Here is a 23430-nt window from a genome sequence, read left to right as displayed (position 1 = left end):
TTTTTGGCATCTGACACACCTTACTATATTCTATGGTGTTGTATAGCAGAAATAACTATCCACATTAAAAATGTTAAAAGAATGATAAAATAGGATTTTATCCTTCATCGTATGGTTCCAAATCGAGGAGATGAATATAAGGTTCAACTAATTCTGGACGCTGAAAAGCAATGGCCCGCAGTAGATGCCAATCATCCAAACCCTCAAAAGCATTACTGTAGTTATCTAATTCCAGACGTGCAGCTAATTCTGTGACATCTTTTGTTGTCATAGTAGCAATGTCTTTTTTGGAAATGCTTAGAGTTGTCATAATGTCTGCCCCTCCCTTTTGCAGCTTGATGCCGTCAGCCTAGAATGGAGTTGTGTAAAATTCCATCTGAATCCATCTTACTCATAAATGAGCATCAGATTTGTAAAAATATTTCTTAATTTTACGGAAATTTGCAAAAGTTTCATATCTTTAGGAGTTAGAAGTTTAAGGAGTTAGAATAAAGAATTTCCTCCTTACTCCCTACTTCCTGCTCCCCAGCTTAATGGTTTATTTAGTTTCTGTAGCTTGAAACGGACTATGATGATTAACAGCTTGCGGTCCTAAGAAAGCTTCTTTACCAGTAATCAATCGAGAGCGACGATTACGAGTAATATAATTCCAGGCCCACTGAATTACTACTACTATTTTAGTGTCAAACTCGATTAAGAAGTAAATATGAATGATTAACCAAAATACCCAAGCCAAGAAACCTGTAAGTTTAAGAAAACCTAAATCTACCACAGCTAAATTTTGCCCAATCATGGCCAAACTACCCACATCATTATAACTAAATTCTGGCAAAGTATGGTTTTTTAGCCGTAGTTGAATCAGTTTACCTACATATTCTCCCTGCTGTTTAGCTACTGGTGCAACACCAGGTAAGGGTTTACCAGTTTGATGGGAAAAATTCGCTAAGTCTCCAATGACAAAAATATTTGGATAACCCTTGACAGTCAAATCTGGTTCTACCATCACACGCCCAGATTTATCACATTCTACACCTGTACGTTCTGCTAAAATTCTTCCCATGGAAGAACCTTCCACTCCAGCAGCCCACAAAATAGTTTTTGAGGTGATTTCTGTTAATTCGTTGTCACGTTTGAATGTCACACTGTCATTCTCAACATTTGTTACTCTTGTCTTTGTATGAACAATTACACCTAGTTTCTTTAATGATTCTGTTGCGGCTTTTGATAATTCTGGAGCAATATGTGGGAGTATACGATCGCCCCCTTGTAATAAGACAATTTTCGCTTCCTGAGTATCAATATTTCTAAAATCTTCTTTGAGGGTTTGATATGCCAGTTCAGCGATCGCTCCCGCTAATTCTACACCTGTTGGACCCCCTCCTACAATTACAAAAGTCATAAAAGCGCGGCGTTTCTCTGGATCACTTTCTTTCTCTGCCGCTTCAAATGCCATAAATATCCGACGACGCATTTCTATAGCATCTTCCACAGTTTTCAACCCAGGAGCGAGTTCTTTCCAGCTATCCTTACCAAAATAGGAATGATTAGCACCTGTAGCCACAATTAATGTATCATAAGGTACTATTTCATCCCCCAGCATTACTTTCCGTGCTTTAGGATCAATATTACCCACCTCTCCCAACAACACCTTTGTATTCTTGCTTTTGCTAAACACAGAACGCAAAGGTGCAGAAATATCCGCCGGTGATAAAGTACCTGTAGCAACTTGATATAAAAGCGGCTGAAATAAATGAAAGTTACGTTTATCAATAAGAGTAACATTTACATTAGTATTAGCCAGTGCTTTTGCTGCATACAGTCCACCAAACCCACCACCAATAATCACAACCTCATGTGACGGCTTTTTCTCAAGGGAAGTTACCATAATAAATATTTCCTTTTGTTAAGAGTCGTGTAACCTTTCTTAACAAAGATGTAACAAAATCATAGCCGATTTTGCCGTCTGTCCAGAACACTTCAAAAAATTATAAAAGTAGTCAAAGATATTTTAAACGATTTAACAAACATAAGTTTCCGTTAACTAACCTTAACTTAACTGCTATAATTAGATACTACCATAGATAGTTTTTTATAGTTTTTGTCCTGTATAAATTGAACGTAATTCTCCATTACGATAAACTACAGCCTTGCCATTACTAACTTCCACTAAGGTCCAACCTGTAGCACCAATACTTTCACCAATGCTAATACGACGACTAATACCATCTATTTTAAACAAAGCGACAGATTTATTACTCAATTCTAATAATCCATCTAATTGTGCCGTGTAGGTAGATAAATAAACTTTTTCGTTAACTTTAGCTGGTTCTTCAGCGGGAATATTTGTGGGTAATAGAGGAACAGTATTTGATAAATTGGGAGTTAGTAATTTTGGTGGTGCTATTGTTACAGGTTGAGAGTTCACTGGTAATGGTTGACTTTTCAATGCGGGAATTTTCGCGGTAGTTCCTATTGTTGTTATTTCCGTAGGTTTAGTGTAAACTTTAGTATTATTTTTGAAGTTTTTAATTGGTTCTTTCCATACTTCCACTGGAGTTGTTTGGGATATTTTGGTTGTTGGTGCTACAGTAGTAGGTACTGAAGAAACAGGAGGTAATGGTGTTAGGGTAGGTAGTGATGTCACATTAGGTACTACTGATGTTTGATAATTTGGTGATGGTTGCGACATGGGAATATAAATACGCTCAATCACGTTCTGGGTTGTATTACGATTAGAAGGTGTAGTTTGAGTATTCGCTGTAACGGATATTGGTAAAGTATTACTAGGAAGCCTATTTGGTAAACCTAAAGTTGTAGGTTGATTAATACTAGTTGAGTAAAGTTCTGACTTAACCCCTATTGAACCGTTAATTTCCTCTTTTCGCTCTATAACTGTTAATGCTTCCTGCATATAAATTACTAGATTTAACAGAGGATCCTCTAGTGTTTCGATGGTAGCAGTTTTTGCGTATTCACTATTTATTAAACTGTTAAGAAAACCATTCTCTTTTAAGAATATAAAACCAAAGAATGTAATAGTTAAACTTGCTGAGACAAATATTAATTGATTTACTTTGGCTAAATGATTACTGTGTTGTTTATTAGTCATCACAGTAATAGGACGAGAAGTTACCACTAAGGTGCTACTCTGTTTGTTACTGATGGGTGTAACAGATTCCTGTGGTAATTTCACTGTGGATGGTAAAATATCTGACATTTTTAATCTGACTGTTGGTCTAGATACATATTCACTGGGTTGGCTGCCCGAATATCTGCTTTTGTTATAATGACGTTTATTTCTTCCGTCAAGAATGGCATCAATATCCATGAATAGTTCATCCATTAGCCCTTCTGCATAGTTTTCTATTGACCAAGGTGCGTTGGTGATCGTATCATCAGATGCTTCGTAAATAAAAGAATTTGTGCTGGTAGTTGGTAACATAGGCTTTAACCAATAGCTATGATCATCGGTATTTTAGCCGATAGTGCTAAAGAATAATCTAAACTTATTTTTCTGCTATATAAAACCTAGACAAAACTAGACTTTACTTTCTACTTCAATGGGGCGCATGGGAGCAGCTATCCCTCTGTAGACATAAAAAGGGAAGGGAGAACAGACAAAAAAATTGTGCTATATAGAATTATTCCAGGGAATTGCAAAATATTGCACAGAATTGCAGGCAAGATGCCTGCACTGCTATTATGATGTTACCGCGGCTGTATGTTTGGATATTTCCAAGTAGATTAATAAAGCGTTGATATCTGCTGGATTTACTCCTCCTATTCTAGCGGCTTGGCCAATGGTTAGGGGTTTAACTTTGTTTAATTTTTCCCTGGCTTCTTTGGATAGGGTGTCAATGCTGTGATAATCTAGGTCGCTAGGTAGTTGACGATTGGTATGACGAGCTATTTGTTCTATTTGTTGTTGCTGTCTAGCTAAATAACCTGCATATTTGATGTCTATTTCTGCACCTTCTTTTTCCGCTTGGTTGAGTTCTTTATTACCGAGTCCATAGCGTTCTAAATCACTGTAATGAATGCTGGAACGTCTTAACCAGTCTGCTAGAGTTATTGATCCTTTAATAGCTTGTTGTGTTTCTTGAGCGATCGCTTTACCAATTTCATCATGTTCTTTAATTCTAGTAGAATGTAACCTTTCTTTTTCAGCAATAATTTGCTCTTGTTTACGAGTAAATAATTCCCAGCGTCTATCATCTATTAAACCAATTTCCCGACCTAATGGTGTCATCCTTTGATCAGCATTATCCGAACGTAATAATAAGCGATATTCAGAACGACTCGTTAACATCCGATAAGGTTCACGTAAGTCTTTTGTACATAAATCATCTATCAAAGTTCCTAAATAACTTTGTTCACGGGGGAAAATAATCATCTCCTGCTTTTTGACAAATCGTGCTGCGTTAATTCCTGCCACTATACCTTGAGCAGCAGCCTCTTCATATCCTGTTGTACCGTTAATTTGTCCCGCACAAAACAATCCTGCTACTTTTTTAGTCATTAATGTGGGATAACACTGAGTGGCTGGTAAATAATCATACTCTACGGCATAAGCAGGACGGAGCATGGTACAATTTTCCAACCCTGTTAAACTGCGTAACATGAGGATTTGCAGAGTTTCAGGTAAGCCAGTGGAAAATCCTTGAATGTATAATTCAGGAATATCTCGGCCTTCTGGTTCAATAAAGATTTGATGACTTTCCTTATCAGCAAAGCGGACTATTTTATCTTCTATGCTGGGACAATAACGCGGACCTTTTGCATCTACCCAACCACCATATACAGGGGATAAATGTAAATTCTCTTGAATTAAGCGATGGGTTTCTTTAGTGGTGCGAGTCATGTAACAAGGAATCTGTTCCCGTTCTACCCAAACATCCGGATCAAAACTGAACCAACGAACTTCCGTATCTCCTGGTTGCAGTTCCATTTTACTATAATCTACGGATCTTTTATCTACCCTAGCAGGTGTGCCAGTTTTCAGTCTATCAGTTTCAAAACCAAGTCTGTGAAGGGTTTGAGTTAAACCTTCCGCCGCAAATTCTCCCGCACGGCCAGCAGCCATAGATTTGTTACCTACCCAAATTTTACCACCGAGAAATGTACCAGTGGTGAGAATAACTGCTTGACATTGAAAAGCAAAACCAAAGTAGGTCTCTATACCAATAATCTCGTCATTTTTACTTAAAATTAAATCCGTGGCCATCCCTTCTCGAATGGTCAAGTTTTCTTGGTTTTCCACAATTCCCTTCATGATGGCTGCATATTCGCGTTTATCAGTTTGCGCTCTTAATGCCCATACCGCAGGACCTCGTGAAGAGTTAAGAATACGTTTTTGTAGGTAAGTGCGATCAGCTATTTTACCAATTTCTCCACCTAAAGCGTCTACTTCGTGGGTTAACTGCGACTTTGCAGGTCCGCCTACGGCGGGATTACAAGGTTGCCAAGCGATTTTATCTAGGTTTAGGGTTAGTAGTAATGTTTTACATCCGAGTCTGGCGGTGGACAAGGCCGCTTCACAGCCTGAGTGGCCTGCACCAACGACAATAATATCATAAGCGTCTTGAAATTGAGGAGAATTGGTCATGGTAGGAGTTAAAAATTAATAATTTATAAAGTCATATAGGGGTATTATAGCGTATCTTGAGAGGATGTTTGTAAAGTCTAAATTAATACTAAAATCGGCGATTAGAAATCGCGGCTAGACAGACAAAACCTTACGCCTTGTTATATATTTGCTATTGTTGTTAATGAAAAATTGTTATTTGAGAATAAAGAAGAAATGCTAGATGATATTATACTTTACTGTTTTCCTTTCGATCGCCTATGAGAACAATTAGATAGTTTTCTAAAATCTTTAGGACTTACGCAAGTGTCAGACTAAAACATCTGTTGTAGGGTCATGAAACTGGAATTTTGTTTTTGAACTCACGTTCAACTCTCAGTACAACTAAACAGGATAATCGTTTAGTCAAGTCTTATAAATACCAGATGTGTTTTATTTTATCCCCAGTCCTTCAAGCATTAGAGTAAGAAAACAAAGATTAACTTTGGTAGTAACCCAAGTTGCTAGTTATCAAAAAACGTCTATTTTTAAGTACAATAAAATACTATATTGGTATTGATAAGTACCATAAAGGATGTAAAAACTACACTTATGAATTTCCTAACTCCTATTATTATGCCTTTAAACACGATTAATGATATTTTACTGAAATTACAAAATTCACCACAATGGCGAGATAAACTATTCCCCCGCTTGTTAAAGTCCTGGTCTGATATTGTTGGTATTCATGTCGCTTCCCATACTCGGCCTTTATTTATTCAACATGATGTCTTATGGGTAGCTACTTCTAGCGCCGCTTGGGCGCAAAATTTGACGTTCTCTCGTAAACATATTGTTATCCAATTAAATCAAAAACTATCTGTTTCTTTAAATGATATTCGCTTTTCTACAGCCTCATGGCAATATTCACCAGTTACAGAAACTAATACTCCTCCTTCTGCTTCTTTACATCCTAGTTATTTATTAGAAAATGAAACTTTGAATAATCAGCAAACAACTAAATATCATACTGCTCAAGATGCTTTTGCAAATTGGGCAAAAATTAACCGTGAGCGATCGCATCATCTCCCTTTATGTCCTCAATGTCAATGTCCTACCCCCCCAGGAGAGTTACAACGCTGGAATGTTTGTTCTTTATGTGTTACTAAATACTTTAAATAATTACGACTTACGCAAGTGTCAGACTAAAAAATCTATTGAGTGGGTGCGTCAGATATGAACAATTTGGTTATTTACATGATTTATATTGTCTGACATGGTTGGTGAGCTTGTCGAACCACACCCTACCAATGTGCCAGTTGCGTAAGTCCTGATAATTACAGAGTGGATAGTTCAAGGTTTAAGTTCTTTATCCCTAGCTCCTAGTCCATACCATTTTTTTGATAGAATGTTAAGGTAAAATCTATACTATTACTTACCTTAATAGGATGAAATCTATAGGTTAGCAAAGATTGAGTAAATATAAATGATTATCAAAAATAGTTCTGTTAACCTTGATCCCTAGAGAGTTTACAGCCAAAATAGTAATGCAAACACTCTCATGATTATTGATAAATATAACAGAAATATAAAAACATCATAAACTTTTTTTTGATAAAAAATCGCTAGAAGCTATATCAAATCTAATGTTCTTACCCTTGATCCCCATTTACCATAGTAGCAAAATAGATGAATAACATCGAATAACATCACTAGTCCTAAATATCAATAAACATTAAGCTATATGAACCCTATTACACCTTTGACATCCACCTGTCGTTATTGTCGTCATTATCAACCAGAAGGCCGTCGAGGCGGTAATTGTCATAAATTAAATGCACCCGTAGAAGCTATATGGAAGGCTTGTCCTTTAGCTTTACCCGCTTTTTCAACTTATTGGGAAACTTTAGAAGATGCTTGGAGTTTACCAGTCGCCACTCCTGTAGTTTTAGAAAATGTTACTCCTGCTAAAATTGAGGAAGTATCTGTTATAGTAGGTGATTGGTAATTGCTAATTGCGGTTTTTGTAAGCTGTTGTGCTTTTAATTTTGATAATAGATGCAAGCAAGATGCTTGCACTACAGTAATTTTAGGTTTTTTAGTTATACAATTTAGCTACACATCAGCTTATTTTATTTTCAGAAAAAATTTCGCATTTTATCAGATTAACCTGTTGACTGGCATCCAGAAATATGATACAAGGGTATACGATGAGGAAGAACTATCATTCAACTCAAAAAAATTAAGGAAATATCAAAATCAGGAAACCGCAGTTTAAGCGGTTTTTTAATTTTTAATTCTAATTACTGAAAGCTGAAAGATGAAATCTAACTACTGATAGCTATATACAAGAATCTTGAGGCGCAATCATATCTTTAACCATAATTGCTGTTGCTGGTGCGAGTAAAACACCATTACGATAGTGTCCAGTAGCTAAAATGACATTATTAAACCCAGGTAGTTTAGTAATAACGGGTGCTGGACGGCCTTCTGGGCGTGGACGTAAACCGGACCAAGTGCGGACTACTTGCGCTGTACTTAATTCGGGACAAAAAGCGATCGCTTGTTGTCTAACAGCGTTTAATAATTGTTGGTTAGGTGGTATTTCATCATATTCATTAGGAAATTCTACCGTCGCACCTACCCAATAGTCACCATTACCCATTGGTACAACATGAACATCATTTCCCGTAATAACTGGTTGAAAATCTTTATTACCTAATATTTTACCAGCACTCAAATACAAAGCCTGTCCCAATACTGGACGAATATTAATCATTTGATGCAGTTTTTGAGTTAATAACTTTGTACCTAAACCAGAAGATAAGATAAACCAGTCTGCTTTTACCTTACCTTGAGTAGTTTCTATAAAACTACATTTGTGTTCCTGTTCCCAACCCTGTTTAATATGTAAAGGAGTTTCTGGACGAAGTGGAGGTGTTTCTGTATTGATTACACTGACACCAAAGTTAAATTTTACACCATTGCGTTGAGCGGCATCTACCAAAGCTAAAGTTAAAGCAGTGGGGTTAAGTTGTAAGTCTTGGGGAGAATAAACAGCACCAATAATTTTGGGATCATTTACCTGGGGACAATATTTTTTCAAATCTTCCTGTTCCCAAACTTGCAATTTCCAACCTTGGCTTTTTCGCACCTCCTGTAATTCTTCCCATTCTGATAAAACTTCTACTCCACTTTCTAAGGGTCGTTCGGGATTTTCTGATAATAACAATACTATACCTTGACGATTACAAGGGATTTTTCTCCCAGTAATACCTTCTAATTCAGGAATTAATGATATATAACGTTTAATACTTGTTTCTCGAATACGCCAAGCAATACCTTTTCTTTTCGTGCTAATTATGCCCATTAACACGCCAAGAGCCGCACTAGTAGAACCTTGAGCGGGTTGTTTTTGTTCAAACACTGTAATATTTAAACCTTTCACTTGACTGAGTTGATAAGCGATCGCAGCACCAACTACACCACAACCGATAATTACTATATCCATAACTTTTATCAGTACACTATCAGCAAATAATCTTTTTATTCACCTTACCATTTAATCATCTTTTGCTTTTGTCATGAATGAGCTTATAGTAGAGGAGATCGAGCAGTAAGTAAGGGTTTAGCAGTGCTAAACCCTTACTGGAAGTCACCAGCCAGAATATCAACTTTTGACTTTGGGAAGTGCGCTCTTCCATCCTTGTCAATTTACCTACAGATATGCTTTGATATTATAAAAGTTTATTCATATATCAAAAATGCTGGCAAGAGTCTGGAGTGCATCTATTGTCGGAATTGACGCAGTAAAAGTAGGTGTAGAAGTTGATGTTTCTGGCGGTTTACCAGGTATTGTTATTTTAGGCTTACCAGATTCCGCTATTCAAGAGTCTAAAGAACGAGTTAAAGCCACATTGAAAAATGCTGGTTTTGCTTTCCCTATCCGGAAAATTGTCATCAACTTAACTCCTGCTGACTTACGCAAAGAAGGACCAGCCTTTGATTTACCTATTAGTATAGGAATATTAGCGGCTTCTGAACAGGTTAAACCAGATTTATTAGGTGACTTTCTATTTTTAGGCGAAGTTTCTCTTGATGGTAGTTTAAGACCTGTTGCAGGTGTACTTCCTATCGCTGCTACTGCTAGAAAAATGGGTATTACTGGTTTAGTTGTACCCTGCGATAATGCTCAAGAAGCAGCAGTAGTAGAAGGTTTAAACGTTTATAGCTGTCAAAATTTAACAGATGTAGTAGACTTATTAAATTATCCTGGCAAATATCAACCTGTACAGCTAGAAGATCGGGTAGAATTAAACCAAGAATTAACCCATCCTATGGCAGATTTACAAGATGTGAAAGGACAAGCTCATGCGCGTCGAGCATTGGAAATAGCGGCCGCAGGTGGCCATAATTTGATTTTTGTCGGACCTCCTGGAAGCGGAAAAACCATGTTAGCTAGACGTTTACCAGGAATTTTACCACCTTTGAGTTTTAGTGAATCTTTAGAAGTGACACGCATTCATTCTGTCGCTGGGTTGTTAAAAAACCGAGGTTCTTTAGTACGTCATCGTCCCTTTAGAAGTCCCCATCATTCCGCATCTGGACCATCTTTAGTGGGAGGAGGTAGTTTTCCTCGGCCTGGTGAAATTTCTTTATCTCATCGCGGTATATTGTTTTTGGATGAACTTACAGAATTTAAACGCGATGTTTTAGAGTTTCTGCGTCAACCTTTAGAAGATGGTTATGTGACTATTTCTCGCACTCGACAATCTGTGGTTTTTCCGGCACAATTTACTTTAGTGGCCAGCACAAATCCCTGCCCCTGTGGTTATTATGGTGATACAATTCAAGGGTGTACCTGTTCACCTCGACAAAGAGAACAATATTGGGCTAAGTTATCAGGACCTTTAATGGATAGAATAGATTTACAAGTGGCAGTTAATAGGTTAAAACCAGAGGAAATTACGCAAACATCTTCCACTGGAGAACCCTCTCGGTTTGTCAGAGAAAGAGTCCAAAAAGCACGAGATATTGCAACAAACAGGTTTGCATCAGAAAATAATGTTAAATGTAATGCTCAAATGCAAAGTCGTCATTTACAACAATGGTGTAAATTAGATGATGCTAGTCGCAATTTATTGGAAACCGCTATCAGAAAATTAGGATTATCTGCTAGAGCAAGCGATCGCATTCTTAAGGTAGCACGAACTATTGCTGATTTAGCTCATGATCAAAATTTAAAACCTCATTATGTTGCTGAAGCTATTCAATATCGCACCATTGATAGAATGCAATGATAATTGATAATTGACAATGAGTAAAGATTCTTACATCCTATTCCCTAGTAATTATGACACATTCTCAAGATATAGATACTATTAATTCTGACGCAAAACCAATTATTGATCACTTGGATGAATTACCAGGTGAAGTAGAAATGTCTATTTTTGACCATTTGGAAGAATTACGTCAAAGAATTTTTACTGCTTTAATTGCTGTAGTGGTTGCAATTATCGGATGTTTTATTTGGGTAAAACCTCTAGTACAATTATTGCAAATTCCCGCTCATGGAGCAAAATTTTTTCAGTTAGCACCAGGAGAATTTTTCTTTGTATCTTTCAAGGTGGCAGGTTATAGTGGTTTAATTCTCGCTAGTCCTTTTATTCTCTACCAAATTATTCAGTTTGTATTACCAGGTTTAACCCGTCGTGAACGACAATTAATTATTCCTGTTGTTCTAGGTTCTAGTATATTATTTATTTTTGGTTTGATATTTGCTTATATTGCTATAATTCCAGCTACTTTGCGATTTTTCACATCCTATGGTGCAGATGTTGTAGAACAATTTTGGTCTTTAGATAAGTATTTTGAATTAGTATTAATATCTTTATTTGGAACTGGTATCGCTTTTCAAGTACCTGTGATTCAATTATTATTAGCTCTTTTGGGTATTGTTTCTTCAGAAAAAATGTTGACTGGTTGGCGATATGTCATGTTAATATCAGTAATTGTAGGTGCTATTATTACACCTTCTACAGACCCAGTTACTCAAAGTCTTTTAGCAGGTGCGGTTTTTGGTTTATATTTTGGTGGTGTAGGAGTGGTAAAGTTAATTGGTAAGTAAGCTATCAGCTTAATTATTCTGATCACATTCAACACTCAATACTCTATTTTAGATGATCCATTCGGAAGCGCGATCGCCTAAATTTGCTAAGTTTAGTGGAATGCTCACCGCTTTACCAATTCTAGGACGTTCTTTGGTTTCTATAATAAAATTCTCGACTTGTTCTATTGCTCCTAAAGCGTGCAAATAACTGGTAATATCATCTAGGTGAGTTTGATATTCTGCCTCTGTAAGCGGAAATGAGGCTTGTCCACAATATTTCCACAATATTTGTAAAAATATTTTACCTTGGGTGCGCCGTAATTGCACATCATAGGACTGTCCCCATTTATCAATTAAAAGTTGTCTAAATTCTTGTCCTGTCATCATCACTATATTGATTTTTCATCTATTGTCATTGATTATTATGTTATCCTATCTGTTTCTATCTCAATTATCACATTTAGCAAAAAAAGCCTGCAAAAAAACTTTTTCTCCCTTGACACTATTAAAAAAACCTACTATCATATAGTTGATGAGGAAGAACCATCTATATCGCATAAGCGGGATAAAATAAAATTAGTGGTATATATACAAGACATACTTCAATGTTATTGATTGTATATTTTTAACATTAAGATATAAACCATTAATAAATATGTAAAAAATACAGTATATGTATAAGATTGCATAAATAGTTATCTAAATCAGAAACATTTAGATCCTCGAATTTTTCAAGAAGTTGAGGATATTTGCTGAATGCTTAATGAATTTTAACATAAATTCTCATCAAATCGTTCTAATGTAACAATTTAAGGGTCTTTTTTATTGATTCATAAAAAACTCTAGTAATTGACTTTTTAAGGTAGAGAAATTTAACATGAGCAGCAACTTAGCAACCAAATTACGGGTAGGTACAAAAAAAGCTCACACAATGGCAGAAAATGTGGGTTTTGTCAAGTGTTTTTTAAAGGGAGTTGTGGAAAAAAACTCTTACCAAAAACTAGTTGCTAATTTTTACTTTATCTATTCCGCTATGGAAGAAGAAATGGAAAAACACAAGGAACATCCAGTAGTGGGTAAGATTTACTTTCCTGAGTTAAATCGCAAACACACTTTAGAGCAAGATTTAACCTACTATTATGGTTATAATTGGCGTGATCAGGTTAAATTGTCTCCCGCAGGTGAGGCTTATGTCAATCGTATTAGGGAAATTTCCGCTACAGCACCGGAGTTATTAGTTGCTCATTCCTATACTCGGTATTTAGGGGATCTCTCTGGTGGACAAATTCTCAAAGGGATAGCCCAAACAGCAATGAATTTGAATGATGGAGAAGGTACTGCTTTCTATGAATTTGCAAATATTGCTGATGAAAAGGCGTTTAAGGCGCAATATCGGCAAAATTTAGATGCTATGCCTATTGATGATGCCACAGGCGATCGCATTGTACAAGAAGCTAATGATGCTTTCGGTATCAATATGAAAATGTTCCAAGAATTGGAAGGTAATTTGATTAAAGCAATTGGTATTATGGTATTCAATGCTTTAATCAGAAAACGCAGCAAAGGTAGTACAGAATTGGTTACTGCGGAATAAATTGATAATTGACAATTGACAATTGATAACTATCAATTATCAATTGTCAATTACCTCATCTCTTCCTGATTTAATGCTACCCTTAAAATTGATAAACCTAATATTATTAAAAATAAAACTAGTCCAATAGTACAAGCATAACTAATTTCTAAATTACTAAATGCCTGTTCATACAAATAATAAACTATAGTTTTAGAACTATTTAATGGTCCTCCTTGAGTCATAATATAAACTTCTTCAAATACCTTCGTAGCAGAAATTGCCGAAATTACCGCCACTAAAGCTAAATAAGGGCGCATTAAAGGTATGGTAATATCCCAATGTTTTCTCATACCATCAGAACCATCAATAGCTGCTGCCTCATAAATATCTGTGGGAATAGATTGTAAACCTGCTAAATAAATTACCATATAATATCCTAAACCTTTCCAAATAGTTACAGCCATCACACTAGCTAAAGAAATGGGTACTATTCCTAATATTTTTTCTGGACTTGTTAACCAAGGAATACCCTCAGCAAAAACACCAATATTTTTTAATATTTGATTAAGTAAACCATTTTCCGCATATAACCATTTCCAGGCTATTCCTGCTACTACCATAGAAATCACCACTGGTGTATAATATGCTGTTCTAAACCAAGTCATTCCCCTTAATTTTTGATTAACTAATATTGCTAAAATGAGAGGAAACGTGACTAGAATAGGTACTACACCTAGTAAATACAATATAGTATTTTCTAAGGTTTTCCAAAAAACAGCATCTTTCCATAACCGCAGGAAGTTTTTACTACCTATCCATTGAGGAGCCTCTCCTAAATTCTCGTAGGTGGTAAAACTAAGGTAGAATGCTTGTAAAGCCGGCCAAAATACCGTTAAACTTAATATAACTACTGCGGGAAGTAAGAAAATATAGGGAGTTAGTTTTTGTTTAACTACAATCCACTGATAAGGTGTTATTTTTTGCATATACTTCTCTGATACAAGGGAGAAAATTATGATATTTATTATTCATTAACTAAAAAATCAGGATCAAAAATTTGATTAATATAGGACTTACTTAACTTCAACATTGGTAGGGTATGGTTCGACAAGCTCACCAACCACTTCAACAGTATAAATCATGTAAATAACCAAATTGTTGATATCTGATGCACCCACTCAACAGATTTTTTAGTGTGACACTTGCGTAAGTCCAATAGTATAGGGATTTTCCGCACAGTTGTAATTGTAAAATTATTTCATCCTGATTCAAAAATTCAAAAATTTTGACACCATAGAATCAGGATTTTTTGAACTTTACTACACTACTTGCCAAATACTGTAGTTAAAGAACGAGCAATATTTTTCGGTTGCATTGCATCCATAGCTGCTGTTGGTTCATAACCACAATGCACCATGCAATCAGCACATTTAGGATTACCACTACCGCGGCCATATTTACTCCAGTCAGTGTCATCTAACAATTCTTGGAATGTTTGATAATAACCTTCATTCAACAGATAACAAGGTTTTTGCCAACCTAAAACGCTGTAACTGGGACTTCCCCAAGGTGTACATTCATAATCTTGTTTACCAATGAGAAAATCCAAAAATAGGGGATTATGATTAAAGTTCCAGTTCTTTTTACCTGTGGTATAAGGTGCAAGAAGTTGTCTAAATAATGCGCGAGTTTGTTCTCTTTTGAGAAAATGCTCTTGATCTGGTGCCCATTCATAACTATAACCAGGAGAAATCATCATCCCATCAGTACCAAGACTTTCTACAAAGTCAAAAAATTCTTGCATTTCTTCAATATTACAACCTTCAAAGATTGTGGTGTTTGTAGCCACTCGAAAACCTTTTGATTTGGCAGCGCGAATAGCTTGCACAGCAATATCAAATACTCCTTTTCTATCTACACATTGATCATGCCATTCGCGCATTCCATCTAAATGAACGCTAAAAGTTAGATAGGGAGAAGGTGTAAATTTGCCTAGACTTTTTTCTAGTAATAAACCATTTGTACACAAGTAAATATATTTCTTGCGTTCAATTAAACCTTGAACTATTTCGCCTATTTGCGGATGTAATAAAGGTTCTCCTCCAGGTATGGAAACTACTGGTGCGCCACATTCTTCTACTGCGGCAAAACACTGTTCTGGTGTGAGATTTTGTTTGAGTATCTCTACTGGATGTTGAATTTTCCCGCAACCTGTACAAGCTAAGTTACAGCGAAATAGCGGTTCTAACATTAATACTAATGGAAAGCGTTTTTTTCCTAATAAACGTTGAGTAACTAAATATTTGCCGATGTCTATTGCTTGTTGTAAGTTAATTGCCATGAAATTGATGCTCCTCGATAAATTACACCACTGTCCGCAAAGCGGAAGTCAACAGTCAAAAGTAGCTGGTAAAGTCAATAAATAACATCTGTTATCTATTTACATAACCATTGGCTATAAACCAATTTACCGCATTTTTTAGGGCTATGTCTAGGGAAGATTGAGGTATTCCTAATTCGCGGATGGCTTTAGATGAATCATAATACATTTTTTGCTGTGCCATGCGAACTCCATCTAGGGGAACTGTGGGAATTTTTCCCAAGGGTGCGAGAATGGTTTCGTCTATCCACGCTACTGTTAGGGGTATCCAAGGTGGGATGACTGTTTTTGGTGCGGGAATGTTGGTAATTTCTGATAGTTTTTCTAGGAGTTGTTTTAAGGTAAGATTTTGATTACCTAGTATATAGCGATCGCCTACTTTTCCTTTCTCTAATGCTAATAAATGTCCCCAAGCTACATCTTCTACATCTATAAAGTTTAATCCTGTATCTACATAACCTGGCATTTGTCGCCTTAAAAATCTTAAAATTATATCTCCAGTTGGTGTGGGTTTGATATCTAATGCGCCGATGGGACTAGTAGGATTTACTATAACTATATTTTGACCTTGTTGCGCTTTTTCTAGGGCTATTTTTTCGGCTAAGAATTTAGATTTTTTGTAATCTCCTATTAATTTCTCTACTGGACTTTGATGGGTTTCATCTACTATTTCTCCTGGTTTTCCTACTCCAATAGCTGCTACGGAACTTGTATAAATTGTCTTTTCTATTCCCGCTTGTTGGGCTGCTGTTAAAATGTTTCTTGTTCCTTCTACGTTATAACTATATAACAAATCTCTATCTTTTTGCCAGAGTGAATAATGGGCAGCTACATGAAATAAATATTGACAACCTTGCATTTTTTCGGCAATCTTTGGATCGTTTAGATCACTTTTTACAATATCAATTTTTAATCCTTGTAGGTTATTTAAGTTACTTTGATCACGAACTAATGCTGTTATTTTATATCCTTGTTTTAATAGTAATCTGACAATGTGAGAACCGATAAAACCTGTAGCACCTGTGATAAATACTCGCATAATTTTTTCTAATTCTAATTTTTTTGGCAGTTTTTTGGTGAGCGATCGCTGATTTTTCTAAGAAAAAGTAAAATATTATAGTCTTTTCCAGTTTAGTATATATCTGGTGGTAATTCAATGTCCGTGATTTGAAACCCCTTCTAGGGACAATTCATGAATTGTTCCTACTTTAATTATCGGACAGGTCTAATGAAATATAGCCTCTATCATTACTGCTTGTACTTTACTTGAATGGAAATGACTATACGTAAATTAGATAACCGTGCTAAAGCATAACTAGGAGTTATATCCCGGACTGCTTAAAGAAGTCCGGGATCTGTGTTTACCTGCTGAATTTTTTCTTGGGAAACCAATCATCTAAAATAGCGTAAAGTACAGGGACAATAATTAAGCTGAGAATACTAGAACTAATTAAACCCCCTGTAATAGATACTGCCATAGGCGATCGCAATTCTGAACCTGCACCTAAACCCAAAGCAATTGGTAACATCCCCAAAATAGTAGAAGCGGTAGTCATCATAATGGGACGAAAACGTAACGGACCTGCTTTAAGAATTGCTTCAACTTTTTCTAAACCTTCATCTCTTAATTGATTAATACAATCTACAATTAAGATGGCATTTTTATTAGCAATACCCAATAAAAACACGCAACCAATTAAAGAGATCATCCCAAAATCACTTTTGGTAACAAACAGAGAAAATAAAGCCCCCACTAAAGCTAAAGGTAAAGAAATACCAATCACAATGGGATCTACCCAACCCTTAAACAGTAACACTAACACAGCGATAATACATAAAGCTGATAATAATAAAGTGCTACCAAAACTACCAAAAACTTCATTTTGATTGGCAGAATCTCCACCTAAATTCAATTTTACATCATTAGGTATAATTGCCTTAGCTTCAGCAATAACTCTATCTGTAGCATCACCTAAAGTTAAATTTCGCGCTAAATTAGCACTAACATAAACTACTCTTTGATTATTTAACCGATCAATTTGCCAAATAGTTTTTTCTTCACCATTAGTACCAGTAATTGTCACATCTACAAAACCAGATATTTTTTCTACCTTTTGCTTAATTGCCTTTGCTGCTTTAGTTAAACTAGCAATATTATCACTTTCTAAAGCAATTTGTAGAGGTTTTTGTCCACCAGTATCTACAAATTGTATATCTTCCACACTAGTAGTAACACCAGATAATTTCGGTATATCATTACGTAATGTATCTTGTATATCTGCGGTTTTCACTGTTCTTTCTGGTTTCAATTTAATGTACAAAGTACCTTTATTTGGTTCACCTTCGCGAGAACCTACCGTGATAAATACATTTGCCACATCGGCTGATTTTCTAACAACTTCTTCCAGTTTTTTAGCTACTTCCAAAGAATCATTTAAAGAATTACGAATGGGAAGAGAAGATGATAAAGCAGCTAGGGAAGAATTTCCTCCGTTTACTTTTTGTACCGTTGCTATTTCTTGTGCTGGTGGTGATTTTAATTGTGCTTGCGCCGCTTGTGCAATATCAGGAGGAATAGCAGGGGCTGAATACACTATATTAAACTCTCCTCGATCAAGTTTAGGAATAAATCCTTTAGGAATTAGGGGGATCAGAGCTATACCAGCAACCAGACTAAGTACAGCTAATAGCATCACCAGAGAACGGTGTTTTAATGACCAAGCTAACAAGTCACGATATGCTTGGTCACACACTATACCTATTTTGTTTGTATATTTATTAGTTTGAAATTCACCAGGCTTTAACCAATAAATACATAATACAGGAGAAAGGGTACGCGCTACCAGTAAAGATGTTAACATTGCGGCGGAAACCGTAATACCAAAGGGTTTAAAAAATTGGCCGATGACTCCGCCCATGAAACCTATGGGTAAAAAGACTGCGACTGCTGTAAATGTGGCTGCTGATACGGTTAATCCGATTTCACGGGTGGCGGTAAAAGCTGCTTGGCGAGGAGTTTCACCATTGGCGATGTGCCGCATGATGTTTTCTACATCTACTATGGCATCATCTACGATTGAACCAATTACTAAGGCGAGGGCTAGAAGTGTGATGGTTTCTAGGTTAAATCCGTAAATTGCCATGACGATAAATGTCCCTAATAGGGATATGGGAATGGCTAGGGCAGAAATAATCGTTGCTTGCCAGTTCCATAAAAAGGGGAAAATGACTACTACAGCTAAAATAATCGCTTCTATGAGTGCGTCAATGGTAGAATGGGTGGCTTTACGGATATACTCGGCTTGGGTAGATGCTAGGGTAAAGGTGATGTTTTTTAACTTGCTTTGTAGTTTTTTGACTTCTGTTTCTACGCGACTAACTACTTCTAAAGTGTTAGCGTTACCTTTTTTGATGACTTGAAAAGCGAGGGCATTTTTACCGTTGAATCGGATTAATGTACCTGCGGCGGGTAAACTATTAGGACTAGTAGATGGTGGAAGAGAATTACCATCACCAAGTAAGGAGACCTTGAGAACTCCAGGAAGTTGAGCGATCGCTGGTATAATATCCTTTTTAGCAATTTCCTGTAACTCTGTTAAATTTCCACCCTTAATTTCTAGGGCATAACTCACGGCTGCTGATTCGTTCAAGTTTAAAGGTATAATTTTATAAGTTGTACCTTGGGGTAATTTTAACTGTTTGACTAGTGTAGAGGTTTTATTTTTTACCTCTTCTAAATTTGTCCCCACGAAAAAAGATAAACTAACTGCACTTTGGCCTGGATAACTAGAAGAACGAATATCTTCCAAACCTGGTAAAGATTTTAAAGTCTGTTCTAATGGTTTAGTTAGTTTACTCTCTGTGTCCAAAGCCGAAGCGAGAGGTGCTTGGGCGTTAACTACTACCACAGGGAAAGTTATATCTGGAAATAAAGCATATTTAAGAGAACTAAAAGCCAAAATACCTGCAATGGTTATTGCTAACCAAAAACAGATGGTGATCCAGGAAAATTTAATGGCCAATTTAGAAATATTAAAGCGATCGCGCAAGGATGTAGAATTAGTCATTGGTCAGTGATCTGATCTGGCGTTGCACAATGATCTTACAGTAGAAACTGACAATTGGTGATTGATAATCAGTAATTGTTAATTAATTAACCTTAATCTTTCCTCATTCCTATTATGACCACTACAATTCTAGTTCCCCAGGGTGCAGAATATCAAGCTATTAGTGCGAGTTTAAAGCGTGCTCAAAAATCTCATGATCCCATAGATCATCAAATATTACCCATACCGATGGGAATGGAATCCTTAGATGAATATTTACAGCAAGAATACTTGCAATACTTAGAACAATCAATCCATCATCCAGAAAATCGAGTTTTAATCATGGGACTATGTGGCAGTTTAAACCCAAAATATCAAATTGGGGATGTAGTTTTATATGAAAGTTGTTTATATCAGGGAAAAATAGCACAATGTGATCAAAAATTGACTGCAAATATATATCATTGTTTGGGAGAACAAGTATCTTTAGTCAAAGGAATAACAAGCGATCGCATTATTTGCACCAAACAAGAAAAAGAGGAATTATATCAAAAATATCAAACAGATGTAGTAGACATGGAAGGATTTACAGCCTTAGAATTTTTCCAAAAAATAGGAATACCTATGACTATATTAAGAGTCATTAGTGATGATGCACAACATGATATACCCAATTTAACATCTGTAATTAGTGGAGATGGTTCATTACAAATTCTACCCTTAATGTGGCAATTTTGCCAGCAACCCATAGCAGCAACCCAGTTAATTAAAGGTTCATTAATAGGGCTAAAAAAACTTACAAAAATAGCAACAAAACTATTTAAATATCCCCAACTTCTGAAAGAGGTTGGGGATCTAAACTTCTAAACTACAGTGGTAAAATTCACCTTAACAATTACATCATTAAAGTCTTTATCACCACCACCTGGTAAGTCTTCAAAACCAAAGGTATTATCACCTAAGACTCTGACATGATCCGCACCATCAGAATTAGCACCTAAGTAACTGAAATAAATTTGAGGATCATTAGAAGAATTACCATCAAGAAAAGCATCAACAGTGGAATTAATAATCAAGAAGGGCGCAAAGATATAACCACCTTGTAAACCACCAGAACCAGTTGCAGTTGTGCCATTGGGTGCGTTTAAATTAAGTCCATCCACGCGACTATTAATAGCGGCTTGAATATAGCCATCTTGTCCAGGATTAATATCAGCAGTACCATTACCATCAATATCAATTCCACCTTGTTCATTAACAACTCGATAAAACCCAACGGTATTGTTAAAACTTGCCTCTCCATTGATAGTAAAATCAGCATTCACAGTCTGATCCTTACTAAGACTACGTAAATCTAAAGATTCACCTTGGGATTTGTTTTGGAGATTAGTACCTAAAGGTAAACTTTGATTCGTCGCAGAAATATTAACTGTTAAATCTGCAAAATCATTACTACCAGTACCATCTTCCCAATTGAGAGAGTAATTACCAGATCCTAAATCTGTAATTCTTAAACTATTAGCACTGGGGAAAAGAACATTTGTTTGAGGCGTACTACCACTAATTACAGAGTCAGTAGAAGCACCTTTGACTAAATAGAACCGCAGATTATCATTAGAATTAAATCCTAAAAGACGACTTAGTTGAGTAGTATTAAAACCAGCTGGAGGATTAGCTATAGTTGAGAAAATTACCCGACTTCTCTCAAGTGCTGCTTGTGTATATCCTGCTTCCCCTGGGGCAATTCCATTAATTTTACCACTAGCATCATCTACGGTAAACACTCCCAATTCATTCACACTTGTAGCACTATGTCCTGTAAGTTTTACTTCTAGTGTAGCTTTACCGTTATTCCCTTGAATATTAAAGACATCATCACTAATTTTGTTGAGTGACAATCCAGTGATATTGACAGGATTTTCATCAATATCATTAATGTTAATAGTCAAATCTTTTTCATAACTTAGTCCACCTTGATCTGTGGTTTTCACTCTCACAGTGTAATTTTGTTTAGTTTCAAAATCAGGACTAAAGTTAACTTTTAATTTTCCATTGTCAATTTGGAAAAGGTTATTATCAGCAATACCAGCAGGTAATTCATAAATAAAAATGTTATCTTCAGGATCTGGATCTGTGGTGCTTAAATCACCAACCACCGTACCCGCATCCACATTTTCATTAACGGTATTATTGTTTAATGCTAAACCTGTGGGCGCTTGGTTAGCTGGAGTACCAAATATTACATAAGCTGATCCCATACCATTATTAGCAAAAGGCGCACTAACAATCAAATCAGGAGTACCATCTTTATTAATATCAGAGCCTGTAACTGAGTGACCTAAATTATCACCTGCAACTAGACCATTAATAATAAAACCATTAGTACCATTCAAGTCCTGGAGATTGAGTGTTGCACCTAAGTTATTAGAACCATAAACTACATAGGCTTGTCCAGCACTGTTCTTATTATCAGGATCAGCGTTAGGTGATCCAATGATAATATCATCTTTACCGTCACCATTAAAATCGCCTAAAGAACCAACAGACCAGCCAGCATTATCCTCACTATTAATACCATTGATTACTAAACCAGTGGACGCATCAAGACTTGCTAAATCAATATTAGAATCAAAACCGCCTTTTTTGCCATAAACTATATAAACGCGTCCTGCAAATTCTGTGTTATTAGGATTTCCATCCCTTGCTCCAATAATTACATCTGCGATACCATCGCCATTAAAATCTCCAGCTGCGCTGACAAAGAAACCAGATTGATCACTATTTTGTCCATTAATTGTCAGTCCTTGATCCAAACTAAGTTCAAAAACATTGATGGTGTTGCTAGTAAATTCAGTCTGACCATAAATTATGAAACTTTGACCTGCATTATTATTATTATTAGGGTCAGCGTAGGGGGCACCAATAATTAAATCATCTTTACCATCCTTATTAAAATCTCCGGCATAGCTTACAGAATAACCCAGGTTATTATCTTTGTTACTGATGATTTTTAAACCTTTATTTTGCCCAACAATATCAGCTATGTTGACAGTGGAACCAAAGTCATCTTGACCAAAAACTACATAACTTTCGCCTTTAATACCTGCTCCATTGCCACCAGTATCAGTTGCACCTATTAATAAATCTGCTTTACCATCACCATTAATATCACCAGCATTACTAACAGCCCAACCTCCATTATCTCCAGCACTAAAACCTGTGATAGTAAAACCTTTTTGACCGAGACTAGAGAGTTCAATAGGTGTGGTAAAATAGTCAGGATTCTTATTTCCATAAACTACATAAACAGCCCCAGATTGTTCACCATTAATACCAGAAAAAGGTGCGCCAATGGCTAAATCATCAATCCCATCACCGTTGATATCGCCAATTTTACTAACAGAACGACCTGATTCGTCTCCAATATTAGCACCGTTAATTATAAAACCATTAGTACCGTCAATTTCTGAAGTCTTAATAACTGAGGTAAAACCATTTTCTCTACCAAAAACTACGTAAGTTTTTCCTGAATTATCTTGATTATTAGTATTAGCTAAAGGTGCGCTAATTACTATATCTTGGATACCATCGCCATTAATATCTCCGGCATTTTTAACTGAGTATCCTAAGTTGCCTCCTTCTTCTGCTTTGATAGTAAAGCCGTTGTTACCGTCAACTGTAGAGAGATCAAAAGTTTTTTCTGACATAATATTGTTTCTTTGATAGTTGATTTATATTCTATGGTGCAATTTGCTG

At 36.1% G+C, this 23430-nt stretch carries 17 protein-coding genes; 6 read left to right on the top strand and 11 right to left on the bottom strand.

Annotation, left to right across the window (positions count from 1 at the left end; genetic code table 11):
* Positions 1 to 97: 97 nt before the first annotated feature.
* From H6F32_RS01600 to mnmG, 4 genes are all read right to left on the bottom strand, one after another.
* Positions 98 to 310: a DUF2555 domain-containing protein gene (locus H6F32_RS01600; RefSeq protein WP_190367585.1), complete on the bottom strand. Its 213-nt coding sequence runs from the start codon at positions 308 to 310 to the stop codon at positions 98 to 100.
* A gap of 228 nt (positions 311 to 538) precedes the next feature.
* Positions 539 to 1885: an NAD(P)/FAD-dependent oxidoreductase gene (locus tag H6F32_RS01595; protein ID WP_190367584.1), complete on the bottom strand. Its 1347-nt coding sequence runs from the start codon at positions 1883 to 1885 to the stop codon at positions 539 to 541.
* 204 nt (positions 1886 to 2089) lie between these two features.
* On the bottom strand, positions 2090 to 3442 hold the full coding sequence (locus H6F32_RS01590; RefSeq protein WP_190367583.1) for a hypothetical protein: 1353 nt from the start codon (positions 3440 to 3442) through the stop codon (positions 2090 to 2092).
* Between the two features lie 258 nt (positions 3443 to 3700).
* Complete coding sequence (gene mnmG, locus H6F32_RS01585; protein WP_190367582.1) at positions 3701 to 5605, bottom strand: tRNA uridine-5-carboxymethylaminomethyl(34) synthesis enzyme MnmG; 1905 nt, start codon at positions 5603 to 5605, stop codon at positions 3701 to 3703.
* Positions 5606 to 6199: 594 nt separating this feature from the next.
* On the opposite strand from mnmG, the gene H6F32_RS01580 reads away from it, so the two are divergent.
* Both H6F32_RS01580 and H6F32_RS01575 read left to right on the top strand, forming a co-directional pair.
* Positions 6200 to 6745: a DUF721 domain-containing protein gene (locus tag H6F32_RS01580; RefSeq protein ID WP_190367581.1), complete on the top strand. Its 546-nt coding sequence runs from the start codon at positions 6200 to 6202 to the stop codon at positions 6743 to 6745.
* 562 nt (positions 6746 to 7307) lie between these two features.
* Entirely contained in the window at positions 7308 to 7571 is a 264-nt protein-coding gene (locus H6F32_RS01575) for a hypothetical protein (protein WP_190367580.1), read from the top strand.
* Positions 7572 to 7904: 333 nt separating this feature from the next.
* On the opposite strand, the gene H6F32_RS01570 is transcribed toward H6F32_RS01575, so the two are convergent.
* Positions 7905 to 9074 carry an FAD-binding oxidoreductase gene (locus H6F32_RS01570; RefSeq protein WP_190367579.1) on the bottom strand — a complete coding sequence of 390 codons (1170 nt, stop codon included), beginning with the start codon at positions 9072 to 9074 and terminating at the stop codon, positions 7905 to 7907.
* A gap of 253 nt (positions 9075 to 9327) precedes the next feature.
* On the opposite strand from H6F32_RS01570, the gene H6F32_RS01565 reads away from it, so the two are divergent.
* Together H6F32_RS01565 and tatC are read left to right on the top strand one after the other, a co-directional pair.
* Positions 9328 to 10863, top strand: a complete 1536-nt coding sequence (locus H6F32_RS01565; protein WP_190367578.1) for a YifB family Mg chelatase-like AAA ATPase — start codon at positions 9328 to 9330, stop codon at positions 10861 to 10863.
* A 53-nt stretch (positions 10864 to 10916) separates the two neighbouring features.
* A complete protein-coding gene (gene tatC / locus H6F32_RS01560) occupies positions 10917 to 11690 on the top strand; it encodes a twin-arginine translocase subunit TatC (RefSeq protein WP_190367577.1) in 774 nt (257 codons plus the stop codon).
* Between the two features lie 48 nt (positions 11691 to 11738).
* On the opposite strand, the gene H6F32_RS01555 is transcribed toward tatC, so the two are convergent.
* Positions 11739 to 12056, bottom strand: a complete 318-nt coding sequence (locus tag H6F32_RS01555; RefSeq protein ID WP_190367643.1) for a DUF3067 family protein — start codon at positions 12054 to 12056, stop codon at positions 11739 to 11741.
* 493 nt (positions 12057 to 12549) lie between these two features.
* On the opposite strand from H6F32_RS01555, the gene H6F32_RS01550 reads away from it, so the two are divergent.
* Positions 12550 to 13266: a heme oxygenase (biliverdin-producing) gene (locus H6F32_RS01550; RefSeq protein ID WP_190367576.1), complete on the top strand. Its 717-nt coding sequence runs from the start codon at positions 12550 to 12552 to the stop codon at positions 13264 to 13266.
* A gap of 50 nt (positions 13267 to 13316) precedes the next feature.
* Here the strand turns inward: H6F32_RS01550 and H6F32_RS01545 are convergent, their stop codons facing one another.
* The 4 genes from H6F32_RS01545 to H6F32_RS01530 all read right to left on the bottom strand — a co-directional run bounded on the left by H6F32_RS01545 (position 13317) and on the right by H6F32_RS01530 (position 19695).
* A complete protein-coding gene (locus H6F32_RS01545; RefSeq protein WP_190367575.1) occupies positions 13317 to 14234 on the bottom strand; it encodes a carbohydrate ABC transporter permease in 918 nt (305 codons plus the stop codon).
* 338 nt (positions 14235 to 14572) lie between these two features.
* Positions 14573 to 15589, bottom strand: a complete 1017-nt coding sequence (gene hpnH / locus H6F32_RS01540) for an adenosyl-hopene transferase HpnH (RefSeq protein WP_190367574.1) — start codon at positions 15587 to 15589, stop codon at positions 14573 to 14575.
* A 91-nt stretch (positions 15590 to 15680) separates the two neighbouring features.
* Entirely contained in the window at positions 15681 to 16667 is a 987-nt protein-coding gene (gene hpnA, locus H6F32_RS01535) for a hopanoid-associated sugar epimerase (protein WP_190367573.1), read from the bottom strand.
* 322 nt (positions 16668 to 16989) lie between these two features.
* The gene (locus tag H6F32_RS01530) at positions 16990 to 19695 is read right to left on the bottom strand and encodes an efflux RND transporter permease subunit (protein ID WP_190367572.1); all 2706 of its coding nucleotides are present in this window, start codon (positions 19693 to 19695) and stop codon (positions 16990 to 16992) included.
* A gap of 114 nt (positions 19696 to 19809) precedes the next feature.
* Here H6F32_RS01530 and H6F32_RS01525 point away from each other — a divergent pair, with 114 nt between their 5' ends.
* The gene (locus H6F32_RS01525; protein WP_190367571.1) at positions 19810 to 20541 is read left to right on the top strand and encodes a phosphorylase; all 732 of its coding nucleotides are present in this window, start codon (positions 19810 to 19812) and stop codon (positions 20539 to 20541) included.
* Here H6F32_RS01525 and H6F32_RS01520 read toward each other — a convergent pair.
* Positions 20538 to 23381, bottom strand: coding sequence for a DUF4114 domain-containing protein (locus H6F32_RS01520; RefSeq protein ID WP_190367570.1), 2844 nt, complete (start codon positions 23379 to 23381; stop codon positions 20538 to 20540). The two genes, H6F32_RS01525 and H6F32_RS01520, sit on opposite strands and share 4 nt — an antisense overlap.
* Positions 23382 to 23430: the final 49 nt, after the last annotated feature.

The organism is Anabaena sp. FACHB-1237, from assembly GCF_014696225.1.
Taxonomy (GTDB): domain Bacteria; phylum Cyanobacteriota; class Cyanobacteriia; order Cyanobacteriales; family Nostocaceae; genus FACHB-1237.
This window is presented reverse-complemented; position numbering and strand designations above follow the sequence as displayed.

Bases quoted from the DNA above. Each gene is read 5' to 3' on its own strand.
- H6F32_RS01600 (WP_190367585.1), bottom strand. From the start codon at position 310: ATGACAACTCTAAGCATTTCCAAAAAAGACATTGCTACTATGACAACA.
- H6F32_RS01595 (WP_190367584.1), bottom strand. From the start codon at position 1,885: ATGGTAACTTCCCTTGAGAAAAAGCCGTCACATGAGGTTGTGATTATT.
- H6F32_RS01590 (WP_190367583.1), bottom strand. From the start codon at position 3,442: ATGTTACCAACTACCAGCACAAATTCTTTTATTTACGAAGCATCTGAT.
- mnmG (WP_190367582.1), bottom strand. From the start codon at position 5,605: ATGACCAATTCTCCTCAATTTCAAGACGCTTATGATATTATTGTCGTT.
- H6F32_RS01580 (WP_190367581.1), top strand. From the start codon at position 6,200: ATGCCTTTAAACACGATTAATGATATTTTACTGAAATTACAAAATTCA.
- H6F32_RS01575 (WP_190367580.1), top strand. From the start codon at position 7,308: ATGAACCCTATTACACCTTTGACATCCACCTGTCGTTATTGTCGTCAT.
- H6F32_RS01570 (WP_190367579.1), bottom strand. From the start codon at position 9,074: ATGGATATAGTAATTATCGGTTGTGGTGTAGTTGGTGCTGCGATCGCT.
- H6F32_RS01565 (WP_190367578.1), top strand. From the start codon at position 9,328: ATGCTGGCAAGAGTCTGGAGTGCATCTATTGTCGGAATTGACGCAGTA.
- tatC (WP_190367577.1), top strand. From the start codon at position 10,917: ATGACACATTCTCAAGATATAGATACTATTAATTCTGACGCAAAACCA.
- H6F32_RS01555 (WP_190367643.1), bottom strand. From the start codon at position 12,056: ATGACAGGACAAGAATTTAGACAACTTTTAATTGATAAATGGGGACAG.
- H6F32_RS01550 (WP_190367576.1), top strand. From the start codon at position 12,550: ATGAGCAGCAACTTAGCAACCAAATTACGGGTAGGTACAAAAAAAGCT.
- H6F32_RS01545 (WP_190367575.1), bottom strand. From the start codon at position 14,234: ATGCAAAAAATAACACCTTATCAGTGGATTGTAGTTAAACAAAAACTA.
- hpnH (WP_190367574.1), bottom strand. From the start codon at position 15,589: ATGGCAATTAACTTACAACAAGCAATAGACATCGGCAAATATTTAGTT.
- hpnA (WP_190367573.1), bottom strand. From the start codon at position 16,667: ATGCGAGTATTTATCACAGGTGCTACAGGTTTTATCGGTTCTCACATT.
- H6F32_RS01530 (WP_190367572.1), bottom strand. From the start codon at position 19,695: ATGACTAATTCTACATCCTTGCGCGATCGCTTTAATATTTCTAAATTG.
- H6F32_RS01525 (WP_190367571.1), top strand. From the start codon at position 19,810: ATGACCACTACAATTCTAGTTCCCCAGGGTGCAGAATATCAAGCTATT.
- H6F32_RS01520 (WP_190367570.1), bottom strand. From the start codon at position 23,381: ATGTCAGAAAAAACTTTTGATCTCTCTACAGTTGACGGTAACAACGGC.